22 protein-coding genes and 2 pseudogenes are annotated in these 21,546 nt (G+C 63.4%); 18 read left to right on the plus strand and 6 right to left on the minus strand.

What is annotated here, in order from left to right:
• Positions 1-232: 232 nt before the first annotated feature.
• Both Q1A87_RS18110 and Q1A87_RS24255 read right to left on the minus strand, forming a co-directional pair.
• Positions 233-469 (minus strand): hypothetical protein, encoded by a 237-nt coding sequence (locus Q1A87_RS18110; protein WP_299654555.1) that lies wholly within the window; start codon positions 467-469, stop codon positions 233-235.
• A gap of 180 nt (positions 470-649) precedes the next feature.
• Positions 650-1,492, minus strand: coding sequence for a transposase (locus tag Q1A87_RS24255; protein WP_363323018.1), 843 nt, complete (start codon positions 1,490-1,492; stop codon positions 650-652).
• Between the two features lie 61 nt (positions 1,493-1,553).
• On the opposite strand from Q1A87_RS24255, the gene Q1A87_RS18115 reads away from it, so the two are divergent.
• On the plus strand, positions 1,554-1,907 hold the full coding sequence (locus Q1A87_RS18115) for a cytochrome c (protein ID WP_299654615.1): 354 nt from the start codon (positions 1,554-1,556) through the stop codon (positions 1,905-1,907).
• Between the two features lie 5 nt (positions 1,908-1,912).
• Here the strand turns inward: Q1A87_RS18115 and Q1A87_RS18120 are convergent, their stop codons facing one another.
• Positions 1,913-2,107 carry a heavy-metal-associated domain-containing protein gene (locus tag Q1A87_RS18120; protein WP_299654558.1) on the minus strand — a complete coding sequence of 65 codons (195 nt, stop codon included), beginning with the start codon at positions 2,105-2,107 and terminating at the stop codon, positions 1,913-1,915.
• Between the two features lie 144 nt (positions 2,108-2,251).
• On the opposite strand from Q1A87_RS18120, the gene Q1A87_RS18125 reads away from it, so the two are divergent.
• From Q1A87_RS18125 to Q1A87_RS18150, 6 genes are read left to right on the plus strand one after another with little or no spacing between them, the layout of a single operon-like run.
• Positions 2,252-4,729 carry a heavy metal translocating P-type ATPase gene (locus Q1A87_RS18125; protein WP_299654561.1) on the plus strand — a complete coding sequence of 826 codons (2,478 nt, stop codon included), beginning with the start codon at positions 2,252-2,254 and terminating at the stop codon, positions 4,727-4,729.
• Positions 4,726-5,166, plus strand: a complete 441-nt coding sequence (gene cueR, locus Q1A87_RS18130) for a Cu(I)-responsive transcriptional regulator (RefSeq protein ID WP_299654564.1) — start codon at positions 4,726-4,728, stop codon at positions 5,164-5,166. Before Q1A87_RS18125 ends, cueR begins: the two co-directional genes overlap by 4 nt.
• Positions 5,153-5,356, plus strand: coding sequence for a hypothetical protein (locus Q1A87_RS18135; RefSeq protein WP_299654567.1), 204 nt, complete (start codon positions 5,153-5,155; stop codon positions 5,354-5,356). Before cueR ends, Q1A87_RS18135 begins: the two co-directional genes overlap by 14 nt.
• The gene (locus Q1A87_RS18140) at positions 5,356-6,216 is read left to right on the plus strand and encodes a DUF305 domain-containing protein (RefSeq protein WP_299654570.1); all 861 of its coding nucleotides are present in this window, start codon (positions 5,356-5,358) and stop codon (positions 6,214-6,216) included. Before Q1A87_RS18135 ends, Q1A87_RS18140 begins: the two co-directional genes overlap by 1 nt.
• Positions 6,217-6,226: 10 nt before the next feature.
• Entirely contained in the window at positions 6,227-6,988 is a 762-nt protein-coding gene (locus Q1A87_RS18145) for a MauE/DoxX family redox-associated membrane protein (RefSeq protein ID WP_299654573.1), read from the plus strand.
• A 41-nt stretch (positions 6,989-7,029) separates the two neighbouring features.
• On the plus strand, positions 7,030-7,740 hold the full coding sequence (locus Q1A87_RS18150; protein WP_299654576.1) for a DsbA family protein: 711 nt from the start codon (positions 7,030-7,032) through the stop codon (positions 7,738-7,740).
• Positions 7,741-7,744: 4 nt separating this feature from the next.
• Here Q1A87_RS18150 and Q1A87_RS18155 read toward each other — a convergent pair whose 3' ends face one another.
• Entirely contained in the window at positions 7,745-8,191 is a 447-nt protein-coding gene (locus Q1A87_RS18155; protein ID WP_299654579.1) for a DUF411 domain-containing protein, read from the minus strand.
• 288 nt (positions 8,192-8,479) lie between these two features.
• On the opposite strand from Q1A87_RS18155, the gene Q1A87_RS18160 reads away from it, so the two are divergent.
• The 9 genes and pseudogenes from Q1A87_RS18160 (at position 8,480) to Q1A87_RS18200 (ending at position 17,442) form a co-directional block, all read left to right on the plus strand.
• Positions 8,480-8,878: a hypothetical protein gene (locus Q1A87_RS18160; protein WP_299654582.1), complete on the plus strand. Its 399-nt coding sequence runs from the start codon at positions 8,480-8,482 to the stop codon at positions 8,876-8,878.
• A 79-nt stretch (positions 8,879-8,957) separates the two neighbouring features.
• Positions 8,958-9,179, plus strand: a complete 222-nt coding sequence (locus tag Q1A87_RS18165) for a hypothetical protein (RefSeq protein WP_299654585.1) — start codon at positions 8,958-8,960, stop codon at positions 9,177-9,179.
• Complete coding sequence (locus tag Q1A87_RS18170) at positions 9,176-10,651, plus strand: TolC family protein (RefSeq protein WP_299654588.1); 1,476 nt, start codon at positions 9,176-9,178, stop codon at positions 10,649-10,651. Before Q1A87_RS18165 ends, Q1A87_RS18170 begins: the two co-directional genes overlap by 4 nt.
• 29 nt (positions 10,652-10,680) lie before the next feature.
• Positions 10,681-12,084 (plus strand): copper oxidase, encoded by a 1,404-nt coding sequence (locus Q1A87_RS18175; RefSeq protein ID WP_299654591.1) that lies wholly within the window; start codon positions 10,681-10,683, stop codon positions 12,082-12,084.
• A gap of 1 nt (position 12,085) precedes the next feature.
• On the plus strand, positions 12,086-12,571 hold the full coding sequence (locus Q1A87_RS18180; RefSeq protein WP_299654594.1) for a plastocyanin/azurin family copper-binding protein: 486 nt from the start codon (positions 12,086-12,088) through the stop codon (positions 12,569-12,571).
• 27 nt (positions 12,572-12,598) lie between these two features.
• A pseudogene (locus Q1A87_RS18185) lies at positions 12,599-13,415 on the plus strand (copper-binding protein).
• A gap of 373 nt (positions 13,416-13,788) precedes the next feature.
• Positions 13,789-15,420 (plus strand): multicopper oxidase domain-containing protein, encoded by a 1,632-nt coding sequence (locus Q1A87_RS18190; RefSeq protein ID WP_299654597.1) that lies wholly within the window; start codon positions 13,789-13,791, stop codon positions 15,418-15,420.
• A 161-nt stretch (positions 15,421-15,581) separates the two neighbouring features.
• Entirely contained in the window at positions 15,582-16,235 is a 654-nt protein-coding gene (locus tag Q1A87_RS18195; RefSeq protein ID WP_299654600.1) for a copper resistance protein B, read from the plus strand.
• Between the two features lie 505 nt (positions 16,236-16,740).
• A complete protein-coding gene (locus tag Q1A87_RS18200) occupies positions 16,741-17,442 on the plus strand; it encodes a L,D-transpeptidase (RefSeq protein WP_299654603.1) in 702 nt (233 codons plus the stop codon).
• Between the two features lie 301 nt (positions 17,443-17,743).
• On the opposite strand, the gene Q1A87_RS18205 is transcribed toward Q1A87_RS18200, so the two are convergent.
• Positions 17,744-19,021 carry an AAA family ATPase gene (locus Q1A87_RS18205; protein WP_299654606.1) on the minus strand — a complete coding sequence of 426 codons (1,278 nt, stop codon included), beginning with the start codon at positions 19,019-19,021 and terminating at the stop codon, positions 17,744-17,746.
• A 104-nt stretch (positions 19,022-19,125) separates the two neighbouring features.
• Between Q1A87_RS18205 and Q1A87_RS18210 the strand changes: the two genes are divergently transcribed.
• The gene (locus Q1A87_RS18210; RefSeq protein ID WP_299654609.1) at positions 19,126-20,019 is read left to right on the plus strand and encodes an IS1 family transposase; all 894 of its coding nucleotides are present in this window, start codon (positions 19,126-19,128) and stop codon (positions 20,017-20,019) included.
• 55 nt (positions 20,020-20,074) lie between these two features.
• Positions 20,075-20,224, plus strand: coding sequence for a hypothetical protein (locus Q1A87_RS18215; protein ID WP_299654612.1), 150 nt, complete (start codon positions 20,075-20,077; stop codon positions 20,222-20,224).
• Between the two features lie 446 nt (positions 20,225-20,670).
• On the opposite strand, the pseudogene Q1A87_RS18220 reads toward Q1A87_RS18215, so the two are convergent.
• A pseudogene (locus Q1A87_RS18220) lies at positions 20,671-21,472 on the minus strand (MFS transporter); the annotation flags it as partial.
• Positions 21,473-21,546: the final 74 nt, after the last annotated feature.

Raw genomic sequence — 21,546 nt, forward strand, 5'->3', positions numbered from 1 at the left:
GTCGCGGAGACCGGACGGATGAACGGGGCGCCCTTCGACGTTCTCGCCGATGGGCAAAGGGAGGGTGCGCCGGCACGATCGCATGCCGAATGGAGATGTCTGGACTGGCTTACGCCGACCCTGGAGCGGGGTCGGCTCCGCGCCCGACTTCACGATGTTCTCGTGTGAATCCCGTTGCCTTCAGGAAGCGCCTACGCTATCTGAACTGTATCAAACAAACACGGCTGAGAATTCAGGCGGGAGAAAGCTCGGTCGGTGCAAACGGCCGGGCTTTTTCTTTCGTCCTGTCTGGATCGTGAATGTCCTTTCTATCTGCTGAGGCTGCATAGCCGGGCGATGGGGTGCTGCGGACATGCAGGCGAAAATGGATCCACAATCGCCGATTCGAAGCAAGGCACTGTCTGAAAACGATATTTTGCGAATAACCTGGATAGCTGTGTTTTTCGCTCTTCAGTTCTTCCTGTCTCATCTGCCTGCTTCCCTGAGCGACGATCGTAACGTCTCGCGAAAAGTTCAATCTTCGCCTTTCGATCGTCGAGGAGATTAGGCGCGGCTGCGGAGACGAACCAGTGAACCGCCGATCCGCGCTGTGGACAGTGTCCAGTCTACTCAAATCCGATCGTCGAAAGCGGCTGATTGCGCATCGTTTTTACGGAAACCGGTCTCGGAGCCTGGAACGCGCCCATCGCAGACACTCACCGCTTTCCGGCTCCAGCCCGGAAGGCAGCTCCACGGATTGATCGGTGACGGCACGTCCGAGCAAGCCCGAAGGGTCTGCAGAGATGTCGGTACGAACGATCCGTTCCATTCGCATTGCAGTCGTTCGTGAGACGCGAAGGTGTTTGGCTGTTTCCGACAGGAAACGAAGAGGATCCCGAGCCGGCATGACTCCTGCCATTTGCAGGATCGTTATTTCTGTAGCCCGAAACCAGGAGCGAAACGGTGTCGTGCTTCGTTCGAGCGGGGTACCGGTCACCATCGTGAATTGTCGTCCACATGCGCGGCAGCGCAACTGAACGCGCCCCGTGATCGCAGACACATCGTCGAGACCACACCTGTCGCATCGAGGTCCATCTGGCCAGCGCACCTCGCCGAACCGCTTTCGGCATCCCTGCTCCGTTCGCCATCGATAGAGGACGCCTGTTGGTGGAAGAGCGAGTGCCATCATGAAGATGCGCAAGCGGAAGCGGTTTCGAACCCCGAGTAGATGCGGATCCTCATTCATTCGGTCGATATTCGCATCGCCTACGGAACAGTCCATCCTTTGTCGCCGCTCTTCGATTTTTAGGATGGATGCCCCACCCCCCCCGAACTCTTGGCATGAAAGAGGTCTCTGATCATCTTCGTCCCACATCCGCTCACGAAACCGTAGGGTTTTCCTCCAGCGCAGGAGCCTTGCCATAGGCTCTGCGTCAAAGATTACATGCGAGGAAGAAATGCCCACCGTGGACCGTAGGAACGTCACCATTCTGGCCGGTATTACCGTAGGCATCGGTCTTGCCGGTTTTGCGCTCTGGCCCTCGCCGCCCTCGGCCGACGGATTTCCCCAGGGACTGCCGCCCGTCGACCTCCGCGCCGGAAAGGCGATTTATGCTGCGCAATGCGCGTCCTGTCACGGCATCGAGCTGCAAGGCGCCCCCGATTGGCGCATGCCCGGTCCGGACGGCACCTTTCCCGCGCCGCCGCATGACGAGACCGGCCACACCTGGCATCACGACGATGCCATGCTCTTCGCCTATACGAAGCATGGAGGCGCGGCGGCGATGCGGGCACAGGGAATGGTGGAGCCGAACAGCGGCATGCCGGCCTTTGCCGACATCCTGACCGATGCCGAGATCCGCGATGTCCTGAGCTATATCGGCTCAACTTGGCCAGATCGTATCCAGGCCGCCCGGGCCTCGCGGTAGCGACGTCAGGCTGCTCGGACCTGGTAGCCCTCGGCACGTATGGCGCCAACCAGGGTTTCAGGCGCGGCTTCGCTCGTGACATCAACGGTCCGGCCGGGGAGATCGACGGTCACCACAGCCGCCGGGTCGACAGACGCGATCGCCTTTTCGACGGTGGCGCGGCAATGGCCGCAGGTCATGTTCTCGACATTCAAGCGCATGGCGTATCCTCTGAAGCAGAACGGGATAGCTGAGAGCTTCCCGCGCGGGAGTGTCAAGGAGCGCAAGAATACTCTCCCGCGGACCTTGACCTTCCAGTGGATGGAAGCCCTATCTCCTGGCCTGGCACGAAACAGGAGGCTGCGATGGCGATACTGACATTCGAGTTGGACGGCTTGTCCTGCGCCTCCTGCGTCGAGCGCGCAGAGCGTGCCCTGAAGACCGTCGCGGGCGTCGCGTCGGCATCGGTCAACCTCGCCACGGGCCGGGCGACGATCAACGGGGACCCTGTTCCGAGCAACGTCGCGGCGGCGCTCGACAAGGCCGGCTACCCTGCCCGCATCGACACCGCGTCCCTCGACGTGGTCGGCATGTCCTGCGCCTCGTGCACGGGCCGGGTCGAGAGGACGCTTGCGGCCGTGCCGGGCGTTCTCGACGCGCAGGCGAACTTCGCGACCGGTTCGGCGACGGTCAGGTTCTTCGCCGGCGCCGCGACGCCGGCCGGACTTGCGAAGGCGACGAGCGATGCGGGCTTTGCCGCGACAGCGACGAACAGTGACGCGCCGCGATCCACCCACGGACATGATCACGGAGGCGCAGCGGCGGACACTCGAGGGCGCACGCTCCTCGCAGCCCTCCTGACGTTGCCGGTCTTCGTTCTGGAGATGGGATCGCATGTCGTTCCCGGTATGGCGGAATGGATCGATGGGACGATCGGACGCGAGGCATCCTGGTGGCTTCAGGCTCTGCTCGTGACGCTTGTTCTCGTCTGGCCCGGCCGCGTCTTCCTCGCGAAAGGCATTCCGGCGTTGATGCGTGGGGCGCCGGAGATGAACTCCCTCGTGGCGCTCGGTACGACAGCGGCCTGGGGCTATTCCGTGGTGGCCTTGCTGGCGCCCGGCCTGTTCCCTGCAGGAACTCGCGCCGTCTATTTCGAGGCGGCAGCGGTGATCGTGACGCTGATCCTGCTCGGTCGCTGGCTCGAAGCGCGCGCCCGGGGCCGGACCGGGGCGGCCATCGAGCGGCTTGTCGGGCTCAGGCCCGACACGGCGCGGGTGGTCCGCGACGGCGCCGTCGTTGAGATCCCGCTGGACGAGGTTTGCACCGGCGACCTCGTCGAGGTCCGGCCGGGCGAGCGGTTGCCCGTCGACGGGATCGTCACGGAAGGTCAATCCTGGATCGACGAGAGCATGGTGACCGGAGAGCCGGACCCCGTCCGGAAGGACGTTGGCGCCTCTGTGACCGGCGGCACGGTCAATGGCGCAGGCGCTCTGACGCTTCGGGCGGGGGCGGTCGGCACGGAAAGCGTGCTGTCGCGGATCATCGCCATGGTGGAGGACGCGCAGGCCACGAAGCTGCCCATCCAGGCAATGGTGGATCGCGTCACGGGCGTGTTCGTACCCGTCGTGATCGGATTGGCGCTGCTGACGGCCGCGATCTGGCTGTTCGTCAGCCCGGCACTGGCTCTCGTGGCCGGCGTGTCCGTCCTGATCGTGGCTTGTCCATGCGCCATGGGGCTGGCCACGCCGACTTCGATCATGGTGGGCACGGGCCGCGCTGCCGAGCTGGGGGTGCTGTTCCGCCGCGGCGATGCGCTACAGGCGCTGCAGAGCGCCCGCGTCGTGGCCCTCGACAAGACCGGCACGCTGACCGCCGGACAGCCGGCCCTCACTGAGCTGGTCACCGCGCCGGGCTGGTCGCGGACCGGTGCGCTCGCCCTTGCCGCTGCGGCAGAGGCGCGGTCCGAGCATCCGATCGCCCGTGCGATCCTCAGGGCGGCCGAGGCGGACGGTCTGGCCTTGCCCCCCGCGGTCGGATTCGAAAGCCGAACGGGTCTCGGCGTGATCGCCGAGATCGAAGGACGCCGCGTTCTCGTCGGCGCCGAGCGGTTTCTCGCAGGCGAGGGCATCGACCTCGCGCCGTTGCGCGACCGGGCCGACGTGATCGCGGCCGGGGGGCGCACGCCGCTCTGGCTTGCAGTGGACGGGTCCGTCGTGGCGGCAATCGGGGTGGACGACCCGCTCAAGTCGTCGACCCCGGACGCGATCGCCGCGCTCCACGAAATGGGGCTGCGGGTTGCGATGATCACGGGCGATGCCGAGACGACGGCCCACGCGGTTGCGGCGCGGCTCGACATCGACCACGTCGTGGCGGAAGTGCTCCCGGGTGGCAAGGTCGAGGCAGTCCGCAAACTGCGCGATGCATACGGGCCTGTGGCCTTCGTTGGCGACGGTATCAACGATGCGCCCGCCCTGGCGGAGGCAGATATCGGCCTCGCCATCGGCACCGGAACCGATATCGCAATCGAGGCGGCGGATGTGGTGCTGATGGCCGGCGAGCTGGATGCGGTAGTCCATGCCCTGTCCGTCAGTCGCGCGACGATGCGCAACATTCGCCAGAACCTCTTCTGGGCGTTCGTCTATAACGCCGCGCTGATGCCGGTCGCGGCAGGCGTCCTCTATCCGGTCACGGGGAGCTTGCTCTCGCCGATGCTGGCGGCGGGCGCGATGGCGCTCTCGTCGGTCTTCGTGCTTACGAACGCGCTGCGTCTGCGCCGCGCCGGCGCAGACGCCATCGATGCCCCGACTCACGCCCCAACGGTAGGAAAGGAGGCCGTCGCATGAACATATCGGACGCCGCCGCACGCTCGGGCGTGCCGCCTAAAACGATCCGCTACTACGAGGAGATCGGTCTCGTCCGGCCGCTGCGCGAGGGGAACGGCTACCGGGTCTTCCGCGAGAGCGACGTTCACAAGCTCGCCTTTCTCGGCCGCGCCCGTGCGCTCGGCTTCGGCATCAACAGGTGCCGCGCGCTCCTTGCATTGTGGGAGGACGAGGCCCGGGCCTCCGCGGAGGTCAAGCAAATCGCGTCCGGGCATCTCGACGCGATCGATGCGAAGATCGCCGACCTGCGCGCCATGCGCGAGACGCTCGCGGATCTGGTCCAGGCTTGCGCCGGGGACGATCGTCCCGATTGTCCAATCATCCGGTCACTCGAAACATCTGGGAACCCTCCCGCGAAGGAGGGCCGTTTCGGTCGGAACGGCGATGAAGGAGTTTGAGATGACGGGGTCTATGATGAATGGAGGCATGACGTGCGGTGTGCCGATGTTGATCGGCATGGCATTCCTTGCGGCGCTGCTTCTCGCGGTGCTCGGTCTCCTTTCGGCGGCCGCGATCAAGTATCTACGATCGACGCCCCGACCTGCCGATGGCGTCCCTTTCGTCGACCGGATGAAAGGGGGTCTGTGATGTCCTATTGGCGCTTCTTCGCGATGATCGGGACGTCGACGCTCGTCATGTACGGGCTGATGTATCTTAACACCTATGCTCTGGACCATGTCCGGTTCAGCGAGAGCCGCGTCTACATGGCGGCTTGGATGGGCGCGGCCATGGCAATCGTGATGCTGGCCTTCATGCTTGGGATGTATGCGAACCGGATTGCCAACATCGCCATCTTCGCCGGAAGCATCGTCGTTTTCGCGGCCGCCCTGTTTTTGTTCCGATCCCAGGTCCTGATCGGTGACGTGGCCTGGATGAAGGCAATGATCCCGCACCACTCGATCGCCATTCTCACCTCGCGGCGAGCAGACATCGAGGATCCCCGGGTGGCGAAGCTCGCGGCTGAAATCGTCGAGGCTCAGGACCGGGAAATCTCCGAAATGGCCTATCTCGTTCGCGACATCGAGGCGAACGGGATCGACGGCAGCGCCGAAGCCTATCTGGGCGAAGCGGACGGCGATGCGCCGATCGAGAGCTTGACCGAAGCGCTTGCGACGCCGTCGATCGCGGCGATCGATCCCGTGCCCCTGACGCGAACCGAGATCGACCGCGCCCTCGGTTCGCCCGCATCCTGCACCTTCGCCCGCGCCGTCGATTCCGACCCCATTCTCGCGACCACCGCGGACGGCCGTGCCGTGACCAAGATCTCCGGATCGCTGATCCAGCTTACGGGCGATGCCCGGACGCTTACGGCGGACGGAATGACGATGACCCTGGATCCCGACGGAGACGACGGCGATCCGCGTCAGCCCGCCGACCTCGTCTTCGAACTCCGGACCGAGCCGCCGCTCAGGGTCGGCTATCGCGGCGAATTGGTCTGCACATTCTGAGGAAGCACAGATGCCAAGGGATACCACCCAAGATACGAAGACCGCCGCTCTTTACCGGATGATCATGCCGGAGCACACATGCCCGTTCGGCCTGAAATCGAAGAACCTGCTGGAACGCGAGGGCTTCCGGGTGGAGGATCATCCACTCCGCACCCGCGAGGAGACAGACGCCTTCAAGCGGAAGCACGACGTCAAGACCACGCCGCAGACCTTTATCGACGGTGAGCGGATCGGCGGGTTCGACGACCTTCAGGTGCATTTCGGCAAGAAGGACGCGGATGACGACGGCCTGTCCTATACGCCTGTCATCGCGCTCTTCTCCGTCGCGGCGCTGACCGCGATCGCCTTTACGTGGTACGCTTTCGAGACACTCTTTACCTGGCAGACGCTCGGCTGGTTCGTCTCGATCTCCATGATCCTGCTCGGCCTGCAAAAGCTGAAGGACATCGAGAGCTTCTCGACGATGTTCCTGAACTACGACCTGCTGGCGAAGCGGTGGATACGCTACGGCTACGTCTATCCATTTGTCGAGACGGGGGCCGGCATCCTGATGACGGCGATGGTCGCGACCTGGCTATCCGCTCCGGCGGCGTTGTTCATCGGCACGGTCGGTGCGGTCAGCGTCTTCAAGGCGGTCTATGTCGACAAGCGCGAACTCAAATGCGCCTGTGTCGGCGGCGACTCGAACGTACCGCTGGGCTTCGTGTCGTTGACCGAGAACCTGATGATGGTTGCCATGGCCGTGCTCATGGGGATCGCAACCATCGCGTGAACGACCCCGGCCCACGAAACGACCATTCTTCGAGGCGCAGATTGCTTCTTGCCGGGATCGGGCTGGCCTCGGCCTATGCGGGTTTGCGCTATGGCTTACCGACCCTGTCGGAGCGACTGCGGGGCCTGCAGTTCGAGGCGCTCGACCGGCCCGCCGGCTTCCGACGGCTCGCCTCGACGGGCGGCACGAGTGGCGGCAGCTTGGATCCTTTGATCGGGCTCGTGCCGACGACCGATCCCGTGCGTCCCTCCTGCCGGGGCCTCTTCGAGACTGTCGCGTCGCCGGGCATTGTGCCGGTCGCTTACTTCACGGACTACAATTGCGCCTATTGCCGGGCCTTGAGCCCCCGTCTCAAGGCCTTGGACGGCGTTCGTATCACCCTGCATGAGTTGCCGCGTCTCGGAGACGGATCCGTGACGATGGCCCGTGCCGCGCTGGCGGCAGGTCTGCAAGGCGCCGACCGGTCGTTCCATCACGCCCTGATGCGGACACCTCGACCTTCGCCGGAGGTGATCGCCCGTATCGCGGTCGACCTCGATCTCGACCCGGATCGTCTGCGGCTGGACATGGATGCGCCGGAGGTCGCCGGCGCACTGGCTCGCAGCGAAGCGCTGGCCGCCCTGTTCGGCATCTACGCGACGCCGGCGCTCGTCATCGGCCGCACCCTCGTCGTCGGCGTCGTCGCCTCCGCGACGCTGGATCGGCTCGTCGCCCGTGAAGTCGCAGACGGGCCCGTACCCGCCTGCGCCTGAACCGTCAACCTGCAGGATAGGCCGCGAAGACCTCCGAGGAGCCGTCCTTGCGGATAAGCAGAACGTCGAACGCGTCCCCGCCCTCGCGCGGTCCCATTCCGGGCGTGCCGACGACCATACCCGGGACCGACAGGCCGACCGCATCGGGACGCTCCGCCAGCAGGCGTTCGACATCGCTCGCCGGAACGTGCCCTTCGATGACATAGCCGTCCACCTGCGCGGTGTGGCAGGACATCAGTGCGCCTGGAACGCCGAGGTCCGTCTTCAACGCGGTGAGTTCGTCGTCGGACAGGTCCATCTTCGTCATGTCGTGGCCGGCCGCCGCCATATGCTGGATCCAGGCCCCGCAACAGCCGCAGGTGGGCGATTTCGCGACCTCGATCTCCGCGGCCTGCGTCGCGACGGGGGACAGCAGTGCCAGTACGACGCCAGCAGGTTTCGGGAACGTCATGAGTCTTTTCCTCCAATAGGCAAACAAGCGCCGGTCGGGCCGGATTGCATTTGGGGACCTGGCGGCTTCCATCGCGGGAAGGTCAAGGCCGGGCTTGGAACGTTCCGCACCGTGATGCACCAAGTGTCGCACCGGCTTTGGACCACGGTGAGGGTCACGTCCATATCGCTTCAACAGAGTGATCGATCAGGCCGTGGCGCTTCGGAGAGCGATCCGCTCGCGACAGGACGAAAATTTTTCCGAAGCCTCCTGCGCTGGACCCCAATTCCGTGAATTGACAGGTGATCTTTGCCGCCATACCTCGACAGCATGACCGCGCTCGCCGCCCTGTCCCATGCAATCCGCACGACCATGGTTCTGATCCTGGTCGGCGTTCTCGCGTTCGGGTCGCTGGCGGGTCCCGCTGCCGCGTCAGCTGCGGATCACCATTCGGCCGTTGCTGTGGCGGATGGCGATCAGGACCATGCGCTGACGGCCGGCGAACCCTGTCCCGCCGGGGCGGATACCATCACCCGTGACATGGATGACGGTGCCTGCTGCATCGGAACCTGTACGACGATCCTAGGCATCCTTCCCGTCGCGACCGTGCCCCTTGCGCGCATCGGCACGATCGAGCCGTTCGATCCGCAGGTCGCCGCGCAGGACCGCAACAACGAGTTCGTCCGTCCGCCGTCACTGACAATCTGATCGCGGCCCGCATGCGGGCCTGACTTCGGATTGATGGCGCCCGTCCGAGGGTGCCGGCTCGAGACGAGCAGGACTTTTGATGACATCGAGATTCTACCTGGCCGGGGCCCTTCCCCTGGCGCTGGCCTCCTGTGGCGGTGCCACGGCGTTGCCGGATGTGACCTACCTCACGAAGCCCGCTGCCGAGGCCGTCACACCACGACGGACCGGATATGCCAGCCCCATTCGCAATTACACGGCCCGTCCGGTCGTCGAACCGTCCGACTGGCGGGACCTGAACCGCGCGCAGGAACCGCAATGAGCGCCGCATTAAAAAGGACGGCTCTTTTGCTGCCGCTCGCGCTCGGAGCATGCGCCTCGACGCTGCCGCCCGGGATCACCGCGCCCGATGCGGGCTTCCGACTCGTCGCCGACCGGACGCAGGCCACCACGGGGCGCCGTTCGGTCTGGCTGCAGAGCGCGTCGCAGGCGCAGCAGGTCGCGGAAGAGGTTCACGCCTTGACGCATCAGAGGACGATCTCGGCCGATACGGCGGTGCAGGTCGCGCTTCTGAACAATCGCGGCCTGCAGGCATCCTATGCCGAGATCGGCCTGTCGGCGGCCGAGGTCTGGCAACAGGCGACGCCGGAGAACCCGGTGGTCGCCCTGGGCGTCCTCGGCATCGGCGCGCCGGAGGTCGGCGCGTTCCGGGCGATCGAGTCCCTCGTTGCCGTGAACCTTCTCGACGCGCCGACACGCCGGCGGCGCGTCGCGGTGGCACAGGCCGGGTTCCAGCGCGCGCAGATGCAGGCGGTGGTCGACACGCTGTCGCTTGCCCACGCCACTCGCACGGCCTGGATCGACGCCGTCGCGGCGTTCGAGACGGTCGCGCTCCTCTCCCGAGCCGCGCAAGCTGCGGATGCCTCCTCGGAACTGGCCCTCGAACTGGGTCGGACGGGCGCGCTCAACCGTGCGGCGCAGGCCCGGGAACAGGTCTTCGACGCCGAGCTGGCGGCGCAGACGGCGGAAGCCCGTCTTGCGGCGACCGCGGCAAAGGAGAACCTGACCCGGCTCATGGGGCTCTGGGGCAGCGAGGTGGACTACTATGTCCCCGACGCTCTGCCGGCCTTGCCGGGCGGTCTGCGCTCGACGTCCGGGATCGAGGCCACGGCGCTTCGCAACCGGGTCGACCTCGCCGTGGCGCGGCTGGGTCTCGCCGCGACGGCGCGGGCCTACGGACTGACCGACGCGACGCGGACGCTGACCGACCTCGAGGTGATCTCGGGCGTGGAGCTGGAGCGGGAACCGGTCGACGAGGGCGACGGCGAGATCGAGCAGGGATTGACGCCGCAGGTCGAGGTCGAATTCGCCATCCCGATCTTCGACAGCGGCCGCGCCCGGCTGCGCACGGCCGAGCTGACCTACCTGCAAGCCGCGAACGTGCTGGCCGAGGCCGCGGTGGCCGTGCGCTCCGAGGCGCGCGATGCCGAGACCCAGTATCGCGGCAGCTACGAGATCGCCCGTCAGTACCGCGACGTCGTGCTGCCGTTGCGCCAGATCATCGACGAGGAATCCCTGCTCGCGAACAACGGGATGATTACCAGCACGTTCGAGCTGCTGATCGACATCCGGGCGGGCCTTGGCAGCCAGCTCGATGCCGCGGGAGCCAAGCAGCGCTTCTGGCTCGCCGCGGCCGGGCTCGACGCCGCGATCTACGGCGGCGCCGGGGGCGCTGCCGCGGGCGAGGGTGGAGCCGGCGTCGACCTCGCCGGCGAAGGCGGAGCCGGACATTGACCCAAGCCAACCAAAGAAGGGATCGACCGATGATGAACCGACGTCAACTTTTGGGAACCGGGATGGCCGGAGCCGCCGGCGCGGCCATGGTCTCGACGCAGGCCTGGTCGCAGACCTCGAACCGAAGTCTTCCCGAAGCCGCACTGACCTCCGCGTCGGGGACGGAGGCACCACTCGCCCCGCATACGGGGCCGGACTACAACCCTGTCGTTACGCTCAACGGCTGGACGCTGCCCTGGCGCGTGAAGGACGGCGTCAAGGAGTTCCACCTTGTGGCCGAACCGGTCGAGCGCGAGCTGACCGAAGGCACGGTGGCCCATCTCTGGGGCTACAACGGCACCTCGATCGGACCGACGATCGAGGCCGTCGAGGGCGACCGGGTGCGCATCTTCGTGACCAACCGCCTGCCCGAGCCCACGACGGTGCATTGGCACGGCCTCATCATCCCATCGGGCATGGACGGGGTCCACGGCCTGAGCGGGCCCGGCATCCCGACCGGCAAGACCTTCGCCTACGAGTTCGACCTCGTGAAGTCCGGTACCTTCATGTACCACCCCCATGCCGACGAGATGACCCAGATGGCCATGGGCATGATGGGCATGTTCATCGTGCATCCGAAGGACCCCTCCTTCCGTCGCGTCGACCGCGACTTCCTGATCATGCTGAACGCCTTCGACATCGATCCGGGCACCTACGTCCCGCGCGTGATGGAGATGACGGACTTCAATCTGTGGACCTGGAACTCCCGGGTCTTTCCCGGCATCGATCCGCTCGTGGTGAGCCGGGGCGACGACGTGCGGGTGCGCGTCGGCAACCTGACGATGACGAACCACCCGATCCACATGCACGGCTACGACTTCAAGGTGTCGTGCACCGACGGAGGATGGGTTCCGCCCGAAGCGGCCTGGCCCGAAGTGTCGATCGACATTCCGGTCGGCGCGATGCGGGCCTTCGACTTCCGGGCCGATCACCTGGGCGACTGGGCGATCCACTGCCACAAGTCGCACCATACGATGAACGCCATGGGCCACGAGATTCCGACCTTCATCGGCGCGAACAAGACCCGCGTGGCCGAGAAGATCCGCAGGCTGCAGCCGGAATACATGCCGATGGGCACGGCCGGCATGGCCGACATGGGCATGATGGAGATGCCCATCCCCGACAACACGGCCCCGATGATGAACGGCTGGGGCAAGTACGGCCCCATCGAGATGGGCGGCATGTTCTCGGTGGTGAAGGTCCGCGAAAGGATCGCCGCGAACGATTACAGCGATCCCGGCTGGTACGACAGTCCGCCGGAAACCACGGTGGCCGAATGGACGGGCGACGTGCCCGAACCCGCGCAGGTCGCCGATGCCGTCACGCGCTACACCGAACCTGCCCCGCTCAGTCGTCAGCTCACCCCCGGCAACCGTGCAGCGGAAAAGTCCTGAGATGACGCGGACATTCACGCTGGCCGCCCTGATCGCCGCCCTCGCTGCTCCGGCCTCCGCCACGCGCTTTCACAACGGCAAGCATGCCGATGCGGAGGCGATCGGCTATCCGAGCGACGCCGGCGCGGTGGATCGGACGATCACGGTGTCGATGCGCGACGCGCCCGACGGCACGATGGCCTTCGATCCCGGCGACATCGCCGTCCAAGAGGGCGAAACCCTTCGCATCGTCCTGCGGAACGACGGCTCCATGCCCCATGAATTCGTCATGGGCACGCCGGGAGAGATCGCGGATCACCTCGCGGTCATGCGCGGCGTGTCCGACATGGATCACGACGCGGCCTTCGCCGCCCGCCTCGATCCCGGCAAGGCCGGAACCCTGATCTGGACGTTCGCGGACGAAGGGTCGTTCGCCTACGCCTGCCTGATCCCGGGCCACTACGGCGCCGGAATGCTCGGTCGACTGACGGTCGACCGAAACGACTGACGAACCCAACCGCAAGGAGAAAGCTTCATGACCAGATTAACGATCCTGACCGCCGCACTCGTCGCGCTGTCCGCGCCGCTTCATGCCGCCGGCAATCACGACGGGGGCCACGATGGCGAGATGGCGATCGGCCAGCCCGGAGATCCGTCGCAGGTGGACCGTACCGTCGAGGTCTCGATGGTCGAGACCGAGGACGCCGAGATGCTGTTCGAGCCACGCGACCTGTCCTTCGAGGCGGGCGAGACGGTCCGCTTCGTGATCACCAATACCGGCATGCTCGAGCACGAGTTCGTCCTCGATACGATGGAGGAGATCGCGGAGCATAAGGAGATGATGGAGCGGTTTCCGGAGATGGAGCACGACGATCCGAACGCGTTGCGCCTCGAACCCGGCGAAAGCGGCGAGATCGTCTGGACCTTCGCCGACGACGGCACCTTCGAATATGCCTGCCTGATCCCCGGCCACTACGAAAGCGGCATGCACGGCCCCCTCGTCGTCAACTGAGCGGCCGTAAACCCGACGCCTCTTCTTTCAAGGAACCTTACACATGAAGACGCTCATCCTCTCGGCCGCCACTGCGGCTACCCTCGCCTTTGCGGGTGCCCCGACCACCTTGCTCGCGCAAGACGCCGCCTACACCAAGGGCAGCGTCAAGGCGATCGATGCCGAGGCCGGCAAGGTCACCATCATTCATGAGGAACTCGCGAATCTCGGCATGCCGGCCATGACCATGGTCTTTCGCGCGGATGAAGAGACGCTCGCCCGGATGTCGGAGGGCGACGACATCGAGTTCGTGGCCGACCGCGTCGAAGGCAAGCTCACAGTGGTCGATCTGAAGAACTAGCATCGATGCTCCTCGGGGCATCGTCATGGATCCGAGGCTCGCCCGCGGATCCCTGTTCCCGGACCGGGGTCAATTCCCCTCGTGCCCGGTCCGGGAGTTTCTGACGAAAGGCCAACGGGCTACTGGCAAGAGGTCGCGCGAGCGACGTACGCGATCGTACGGCCTCTTTCCCTACAGCGCTGGAAGTTTGCGAACGATCCGACCAAGGGCGCGGCGTCGTCCGACCGATGGCCTTCTCCAGGCATTCTCCAATCCTGAACCGAGCCCTGACCGTACCGGAAAGACACGCAAGATGATGAACCGACGAACCCTGATCAAATCGTTCTCCGCCACGGGCGCTCTCGGGTTGACCGCTGGCTGCGCGCCGTCTTCGATGTTCCGCCCGGTCATGTCGAGCGCCAACGCCGCCGTCATGGACAGCCCGGGCCCCCGGTCGCGCTACGATCTCGTGATCGGCCGCAAGCGCCTGACCATTGGCGGCGTCACGCGGGACCGCCTGACCTACAACGGGTCGATCCCGGGCCCGCTCATCCATCTGCGTGAAGGCGACGACGTCACCCTGAACGTGACGAACACCCTGTCGGACTCGACCTCGACGCATTGGCACGGCTTTCTCGTGCCGTTCGAGATGGACGGCGTCCCGGGGGTGAATTTCCCGGGCATCGATCCGGAATCGACCTTCACCTACCGTTTCCGAGTCAAGCAGCATGGCACGTACTGGTATCACAGCCATTCGGGCTTTCAGGAACAGGAGGGCGTCTACGGCGCGATCGTCATCGACCCGGCCGACGGTCGCGAGCCCTATAGTTACGACCGCGACGTGGTGATGATCCTGGCGGATCTGCCACGAATCAGCGCCGACTTCATCTACAACCGGCTGAAGAAGATGGGGTCCGGGTACTACAACTACCAGAAGATGACCCTTGGCGACTTCGCGAAGGACCTGCAGACCCGCGGGGCGCTCGAGACGATGCGCGACAGGCTGGCCTGGGCCGAGATGGGCATGACGCCTACCGACCTCCTGAACGTCACCGACAAGGGATACATCTTCACCGCGAACGGCGTCGACGCAGCGGCGAACTGGACAGCGCTCTTCAATCCAGGCGAGCGTGTCAGACTGCGCGTCATCAATGCCTCGGCGATGACGCATTACGACGTCCGCGTTCCCGGTCTGCCGATGACCATGATCCAGTCCGACGGTCAGTACATCGAACCCGTCGAGACCGACGAGTTCCGGATCGGCGTCGCCAAGACCTACGACTTCATCGTCCAACCGCGCGAGGACCGGGCCTATACCGTCTACGCGGAGACGCTCGATCGCAGCGGCTTCGCCCGGATCACGCTGGCGCCTCGCCCCGGCATGGAAGGTCCGCTTCCCGCGCAGCGTAAGCGACCGTTGCGCAGTCTGGAGGAGACCGGGATGGGCATGATGGACGACTCGCTCGCACCGTCAGGCGGCATGATGCGGGACCCCGCACCGAACATGCCGAAAGGCAACGACGTCAACGTGGCAATGCGCACGATGAAGCCGCAGGATCGCATGGCCGATCCGGGTGTCGGGCTCGGCGACGATGGGTGGCGTGTCCTGACCGAGAACCAGCTCCGCTCCTACAGGCGGCTGCCTTCACCTCCGGTCGAGCGCGAATTGTGGATCAACATGACCACCAACATGACGCGCTACATCTTCTCGTTCGACGGAAAGAAATTCTCGGACGCCGACAAGATTCAGTTCTACCTGGGCGAACGATTGCGCCTTCACATGTTCAACCAGTCGATGATGGCGCATCCGATCCACCTGCACGGGATGTGGATGGAACTCGAGAACGGACAATCGAAGCGACCACGCCAGCACACCGTCTTCGTCAAGCCAGGCCAGAAGCTGTCGGTCCTGATCACGCCCGTGGAGATGGGCGACTGGGCGTTCCACTGCCACATGCTCTACCACTTTCACTCCGGCATGTTCCGGGTCGTCAACGTCGCCCACAAGGAGTTCGCGAGCCGATGAACCGTTCCGCTCAAGCCTTGGCCGTATCCCTCCTATGGATTGCGCCGGGCATCGTTCACGCGCAGGATGCCACGTCCGTCGATGTTCCCCGCTCCATTGCGGACGTGCGTGACCCCACGGGCCCGGTGACACGCCTCGATCTGGCGACGGGTAATATCGACGTGCCGGGCGATCCGATCCACGATAATCCGATCATTCGCTTCGCGATCTTCGATCGCCTGGAGTGGCGGTCCGGCGAAGGGGAGCCCGGCTATCTCTTCGACGGCTTCGGCTTCGTCGGCGGGGATTACAACCGTCTCTGGTTCGAGCTGGAGGGTGAAGGCGCCTTTGACGGGAGCCTCGAAGCCGCCGAACTACAAGTGCTCTACAACCGCGCGATCACGCCGTACTGGAACCTGCAGGCCGGTCTGCGGCACGACTTCAAGCCGGAGCCCGAACTGACCTACGCCGTCCTCGGCGTGGAGGGCCTCAACGCGTACTGGACTGGCATCGAGGCCAATCTCTATGTCAGCGAGGATGGCGACGTGTCAGGCGATTTCGAGGTCGAGTACGATGAGTTCCTGACCCAGCGTCTGGTTTTGCAACCGCGTTTCGAAATCGCGGCGCAGGCGCAGGATGTGGACACGCTCGGCCTCGGCGCCGGCATTACGAGCTACGAAGTCGGGCTTCGGATGCGCTACGAGATTCGGCGCGAATTCGCCCCGTATGTTGGGGCTTCATGGACCGAGACCGTTGGTGAGACCGCCGACATGCTTCCGGATGGGGCGGATCGTGGCACGTTATCGGCCGTGGCGGGCCTTCGCGTCTGGTTCTGAGAGGGAGCCGGGAAAGCTTCCGGCGACACCGTCAATGCGGTTCTGCCGGAAAGTCGCTCGGCGAGAGGAGGCAAGCCATGGACTTCCGAGGTTCCGTCGCGGATCCTCCGCCCATGGCTTCTTTGCGCCATATCTTCCTCGCGCTGACGATCGTCCTCGCTCTTCCCTGGGGCGTGGTCGCACGGCTGGGCGATGCGGCGTATGGTGCCGAGACAGAATTTCAGGCCCTTGCCGGTCCGGACAATCCTGATGTCTCCGGAGTCGAACTCCCATCACGACGATGCCGAACGGGGGTGATGCCGGGGCCATCCTGTAGCCCCGACAGCATCCTGTCAGGGCAGCGGACTTTGGTCTTCCCGCGACTCGAGGCAAGGCGTGCGCAGGCCTATGACGTCCGGTTGCCGGCCGGACTGATCCGCCCGCCGCCGCAGGGCCCACCCCGTCGGGTCTGAACCGAGCCGGCGTTTCCGGCGCCATCTCCTTTTCAGACAATCAAGGACATCCCATGATCACCCGACGCAGCTTCGTTGCATCCAGCGGCGCGGCAGGCCTCGCCGCCTGTACGCGCACCCCGCCATCCGCTTCCCGTCCGGTCGCACGTGCCGCGGAGCCCCCCCTACCGCCGCTCCCGGTCTTCTACGGTCCAATCACCGACGAGCCGTTTGCAGTCCCCGCCGTGCCGGAAGGCGTTCTCACGCCCGCCTATTGGCGTCGCGAGGTCGCAAATCCCTGGCCCGACCATGTGCGCGGGACCATCGTCGTCGATCCCGACGATGCCGTGCTCCATTTCGTCGAAGGTCCGGCAACCGCCATACGCTACGGCGTCAGTGTCGGCGCAGAGGGCTTTGCATGGGAAGGGACGGCCCGCTTGCAGTTCTGCCGGCACTGGCCACGGTGGAAGGTCCCCGCCAGCATGATCGAACGACAGCCGCAGCTCGAACCCTATTCTGTCGCGAATGGCGGCATGGATCCCGGGCCGGACAACCCGATGGGCGCCCGGGCGCTCTACCTGTTCCAGAACGGCCTCGACACGCTCTACCGCATTCATGGCAGCGCCGAACCCGAGGAACTCGGTCGGGCCGTGTCGCAGGGTTGCATCCGCATGCTCAACCATGACGTCATCGACCTTCATGCCCGCGCTGTTCACGGTGCCGACGTGATTGTCTTGCCGTCGATGAAGCCGGCGGAACTGGTCAGCGTCTACTGAACTAAGAAACTCGGGCGTCGGTACTGGGTCAGTTTGAAATCAGAAAGCTCTGACCGCCTCGCGCGAGGGTTTGCGTGGTCCGGCGCGAGGCCTTACCTTGAATGCATGACAGATAGACCCAAACACCCCCGCGACGCCAACCAGCTTGCCAAGTTCATCGTGGACGTGGCGACAGGAGAAGAGCCCGTACATAAGCCTGACACTTCAGGACAGCGCAAGGGCGGTTTGAAGGGCGGAAAGGCGAGAGCTAAGACCCTTTCAAGAAAGGCTCGCGAAGAGATTGCTAAGAAAGGCGCGGCAGCTAGGTGGAAAATAGATCAGCCTGACGAGTAGGGCCATATTTCTTTTCAATTTCTCCTGTAAGCATTCCGTTCTCCTTTCCTTTTAGGATTATATACGGCTCTGTGAGAGCTTCTCGAAACCTAAATCTGAATTGTCTGGCTGTACCAAGTTTCTCAAGCATCCTGCCCCTCTCATAGGTTGCAAATTGGTCAAGGTGATATGAGAATGCAGGCACCCCATAATCTTGACCTAAAATATCAGACAGGACAGTAGCGACGTCTTTTGCCAAAAATCTACCGCTGACGTCTTTTCGAGCGAGCGCACAAGCTAAAAGCACGGGAAAAAATATGTTTTCGCGTCTTTCTGAGTGAATAGCATCCTCAAAATTTGTTCGAATTGTGCTGTTACTTTCGCCTATTGCCCTCGATCTAGCTTCAGCGATTACGGACGAATCTACCAAAACCTTATGCCTATCGCACGCAGTTTGACATGCGTGCAGGCCTAGCAAATGGGCGTAGAATGGCAAACCTTTTGATAAAAATACACAGTCCCACAGGGCATCCTCTGTAATCTTTATCCCAAGGTTCTTCATCCTAGGGTGAAGAACTTCTATAATCTCCTGATCGCTCATTCTTGGCATTTCTACTTGGGCTACAGCCCTACCAATAGATTCATGGCCCTCAATTAAGTCAGCAACAGTATCCGCAATTCCAACTACAAAAAATGTTACGTTCGCTCCCTCGTCGCTAACTAGTTTAATAGTTTCCGCAACTTCTTCTTTCACAGACCTGCTGGAAATTTTGTCGAACTCGTCAATAATGATAATTGGGGTAACTGACCCCGGAAACTCTTGAAATTCGAGAAGAACGTCATCTGACGTAATACTCTTATTAATGTAGTAGTCAGCAATCCGCCTTCTGTTTCCGTCCGATGATTGTGCTGATATTCTTTTGAACACTTTAAAAAACAAAGACGTATAGGTGTCATCAGCCATACCTCCTACTCGGACGTATTGTATTCTGGCAGCATTTTGATCTGCTATAAACTTAAATACATTCACTAAAGAAGATTTCCCAACACCTCTTTCTCCATAAACTATCGCGTGGCTTCCTGGAGAGCGTATTCTTTGCGTTAACTTCTGTATTTGTGCCAAGCGACCTGCAAATAGCTCACTTTGCTTGATGGGAGTTCCAGGCGTGAAAACCTGCTCACAATCGAGACGCAGGGCAAACCAGTCGTCATCTGACATCGTGTTTGGGTTCAGGAAGCCGCTTGCGGTGCCTAGTGGTAAATCCATCATCCGCTCCAATATCGCTGCTAGACTGTTAAATAAGGCCCTCACCGCTGTCAAACTGGTAATTCTTGCTTGACTAAGTATCACTATGAAATGAGTCTTAGCTCATGAACAAGCTCGACACCAAAGCCCGCACCTTGATCCTCCGCCTGCTGGTAGAGGGTAACTCCATCCGCTCCACCGCGCGCATCGCGGACGTGTCGAAGAATACCGTCACGAAGCTGCTAGAGGATGCTGGCAAAGCCTGCGTTGGTTACCACAATGCCAACGTGAAGAACATCGAAGCCAAGCATGTCCAGGCCGACGAAATCTGGGCCTTCTGCTACGCCAAGGAGCGCAACGTTGCAGGCGCGAAGGCCGCGCCGACTGACGCTGGTGACATCTGGACGTGGACCGCGATGGACCGGGATAGCAAGTTGATGATCTCCTATACCGTAGGCGACCGTTCGCAGGCGACAGCGCGGGAGTTCATGTTTGATCTGGCATCGCGTGTCGCTGGTCGCATCCAGCTGACCACGGACAGTCACGGCGCTTACCTCAAAGCCGTCACGGACGCTTTCTCCGGTGACATCGACTACGCCATGCTGATCAAGCAGTATGGCGACCCAACCGGCACAAAAGGCCACGAGCGCAAGTATTCTCCTGCCGAATGCACCGGCGCGTACAAGGAAGCGATCTTCGGCAAGGCCGACATGGATCAGGTCGGCACGTCGCATGTCGAGCGCCAGAACCTCACGATGCGGATGGGGATGCGCCGCTTTACACGCCTGACCAACGCCTTCACAAAGAAGGCCGAAAACCACGCCGACGCGGTCGCCCTGCACTTTATGCACTACAACTTCTGCCGCACTCACAAGACGCTGCGCATGACGCCTGCGATGGCCGCTGGCGTGACGGACCGCCTGTGGGACGTTGAGGATATTGTCGCCTTGGTCGAGACGGTCGAAGATGCTGCCCCAAAGAAGCGTGGGCCGTACAAGAAGCATCAGAAAGCAGATTGACCGAAACACCTTTTACGCCAACCATGACCTCTCACATTAATAGCGGGAGGCTACCATGGCGAAGAAAGACCCTTGGCACTCGGTCAAGCAGAACATTTATCACAACAATACCAACTGCAACACTGGCAACAATATTGAGAAAGAGAACATCCGCCAAGGCACTGGCGGAAAGCCTCTCTGCCAAGAGTGTTCCCGGCTCAGCTAGGCCGAAATACTAGTTCCCACCAAGGCCCTGCCGGCTCACCTTCTACAACCGGACAGACCCGTCGAAGGTCTACCACCAGCAAACCGGCGCGAAGGGCGGCAGCGAGGGCACGGAACCCCTCGCTGCGATCACCGAAAAACCTGACTGTCGGTTCCGGATAGGCATGCCCAGGTCCGCCCTCGCAGGATTCGAATGCCTCAACGCCCGCCTCTATCAAAAGCGCAACATGCTGCTTGATGCCGGAATCAATCTGACGATCCTCGTCTAAGCTATACGCCAATTTCAAACTGACCCACTACCGACGCCCGGGCATGAAAATCGATGTAGACGCAGCGGCCTGAGCAATTGGTCGCGGCGTCAGGGCCATTCGTACCTTGACACTATCGATCGTGTTTTCAGTTCGACACGCTTCGAAGGTCGGTCTATCCATTCAGACAGCCCTTGGGTCAGACCCAGACTCTGTGGCGATCGTCGATGACGTAGGCATGAGCGTGCGTCCGTCGGCCGGCAAGGTGCGGATGGTCGAGCGGCAGGTCGTCATGGCGATGTTCGAGGACCACCGGATCGCCCGCGGGCCAGACACGCAGGGTGATGCCGATCCCGAACGGGCAGAGGAGCCCGAGGCAGATCATCGTGGTGGATGCCCCCGCAAAGGTCATCAGCACCCCGGCCAGCGGATAGGTCACGAGCCAGCACGCATGGGACAGGGCGAACTGCGCGGCGAAGACGGCCGGGCGATCCTCGGGATGCGCCGAGCGGCGCAGGAGACGGCCCGAGGGGGTCAGCACGGCGGAATAGCCGATCCCGGCTACGAGCCACGCTGCGAGGAGGACCAGCAGTGAAAGCCCGGCCGTCGCGACGATCGCTGCCAAGAGGAGGAGGACGCCCGTCAGCACGCCCGCCCCGGCAATCATCATCGGCCGGTCCGACGTGCGGTCCAGGAGGCGCGGCAAGGCGAGCGCGGCGAGCATCGATCCGGCCGAAGGCCCCGAGTGTCCAGGCGAGCGCGCTCTCGTCGAGGCTCAGATCGCCCCGCACCAGAACGACGGTGTTCACGAGCACCATCGCTCCACCCGCCGCCGCGGCGAGGTTCAACGCCAGGAGCCCGCGCAGCCGTGGCGTGGCGAGGTAGATGCGGATGCCACGGGTGAAGCGATCGTAGACACCGCGGGGCTCCGACGGCTGCGGGCTCGGTAGCAGGACCGAAACGACCAGTGCGGTCGAGGCAAGGAAGCCGACGACCGTCCCGGTGTTTGTCAAAGGAGTTGTCGCCTGCATTTATCTCAGGCTGCCCGCTTGGTGGGGCCGGCCATGGGTCCGCC

The sequence above is a fragment of the uncultured Jannaschia sp. genome (genome assembly GCF_947494055.1).
GTDB lineage: Bacteria > Pseudomonadota > Alphaproteobacteria > Rhodobacterales > Rhodobacteraceae > Jannaschia.

Excerpts from the sequence above, each read along its gene's own strand:
- Q1A87_RS18110 (WP_299654555.1), bottom strand. The coding sequence starts at position 469 with ATGAGACAGGAAGAACTGAAGAGCGAAAAACACAGCTATCCAGGTTAT.
- Q1A87_RS24255 (WP_363323018.1), bottom strand. The coding sequence starts at position 1,492 with ATGCCTACGGTAATACCGGCCAGAATGGTGACGTTCCTACGGTCCACG.
- Q1A87_RS18120 (WP_299654558.1), bottom strand. The coding sequence starts at position 2,107 with ATGCGCTTGAATGTCGAGAACATGACCTGCGGCCATTGCCGCGCCACC.
- Q1A87_RS18125 (WP_299654561.1), top strand. The coding sequence starts at position 2,252 with ATGGCGATACTGACATTCGAGTTGGACGGCTTGTCCTGCGCCTCCTGC.
- cueR (WP_299654564.1), top strand. The coding sequence starts at position 4,726 with ATGAACATATCGGACGCCGCCGCACGCTCGGGCGTGCCGCCTAAAACG.
- Q1A87_RS18135 (WP_299654567.1), top strand. The coding sequence starts at position 5,153 with ATGAAGGAGTTTGAGATGACGGGGTCTATGATGAATGGAGGCATGACG.
- Q1A87_RS18140 (WP_299654570.1), top strand. The coding sequence starts at position 5,356 with ATGTCCTATTGGCGCTTCTTCGCGATGATCGGGACGTCGACGCTCGTC.
- Q1A87_RS18145 (WP_299654573.1), top strand. The coding sequence starts at position 6,227 with ATGCCAAGGGATACCACCCAAGATACGAAGACCGCCGCTCTTTACCGG.
- Q1A87_RS18155 (WP_299654579.1), bottom strand. The coding sequence starts at position 8,191 with ATGACGTTCCCGAAACCTGCTGGCGTCGTACTGGCACTGCTGTCCCCC.
- Q1A87_RS18165 (WP_299654585.1), top strand. The coding sequence starts at position 8,958 with ATGACATCGAGATTCTACCTGGCCGGGGCCCTTCCCCTGGCGCTGGCC.
- Q1A87_RS18170 (WP_299654588.1), top strand. The coding sequence starts at position 9,176 with ATGAGCGCCGCATTAAAAAGGACGGCTCTTTTGCTGCCGCTCGCGCTC.
- Q1A87_RS18175 (WP_299654591.1), top strand. The coding sequence starts at position 10,681 with ATGATGAACCGACGTCAACTTTTGGGAACCGGGATGGCCGGAGCCGCC.
- Q1A87_RS18180 (WP_299654594.1), top strand. The coding sequence starts at position 12,086 with ATGACGCGGACATTCACGCTGGCCGCCCTGATCGCCGCCCTCGCTGCT.
- Q1A87_RS18190 (WP_299654597.1), top strand. The coding sequence starts at position 13,789 with ATGTTCCGCCCGGTCATGTCGAGCGCCAACGCCGCCGTCATGGACAGC.
- Q1A87_RS18200 (WP_299654603.1), top strand. The coding sequence starts at position 16,741 with ATGATCACCCGACGCAGCTTCGTTGCATCCAGCGGCGCGGCAGGCCTC.
- Q1A87_RS18205 (WP_299654606.1), bottom strand. The coding sequence starts at position 19,021 with ATGGATTTACCACTAGGCACCGCAAGCGGCTTCCTGAACCCAAACACG.
- Q1A87_RS18210 (WP_299654609.1), top strand. The coding sequence starts at position 19,126 with ATGAACAAGCTCGACACCAAAGCCCGCACCTTGATCCTCCGCCTGCTG.
- Q1A87_RS18215 (WP_299654612.1), top strand. The coding sequence starts at position 20,075 with ATGGCGAAGAAAGACCCTTGGCACTCGGTCAAGCAGAACATTTATCAC.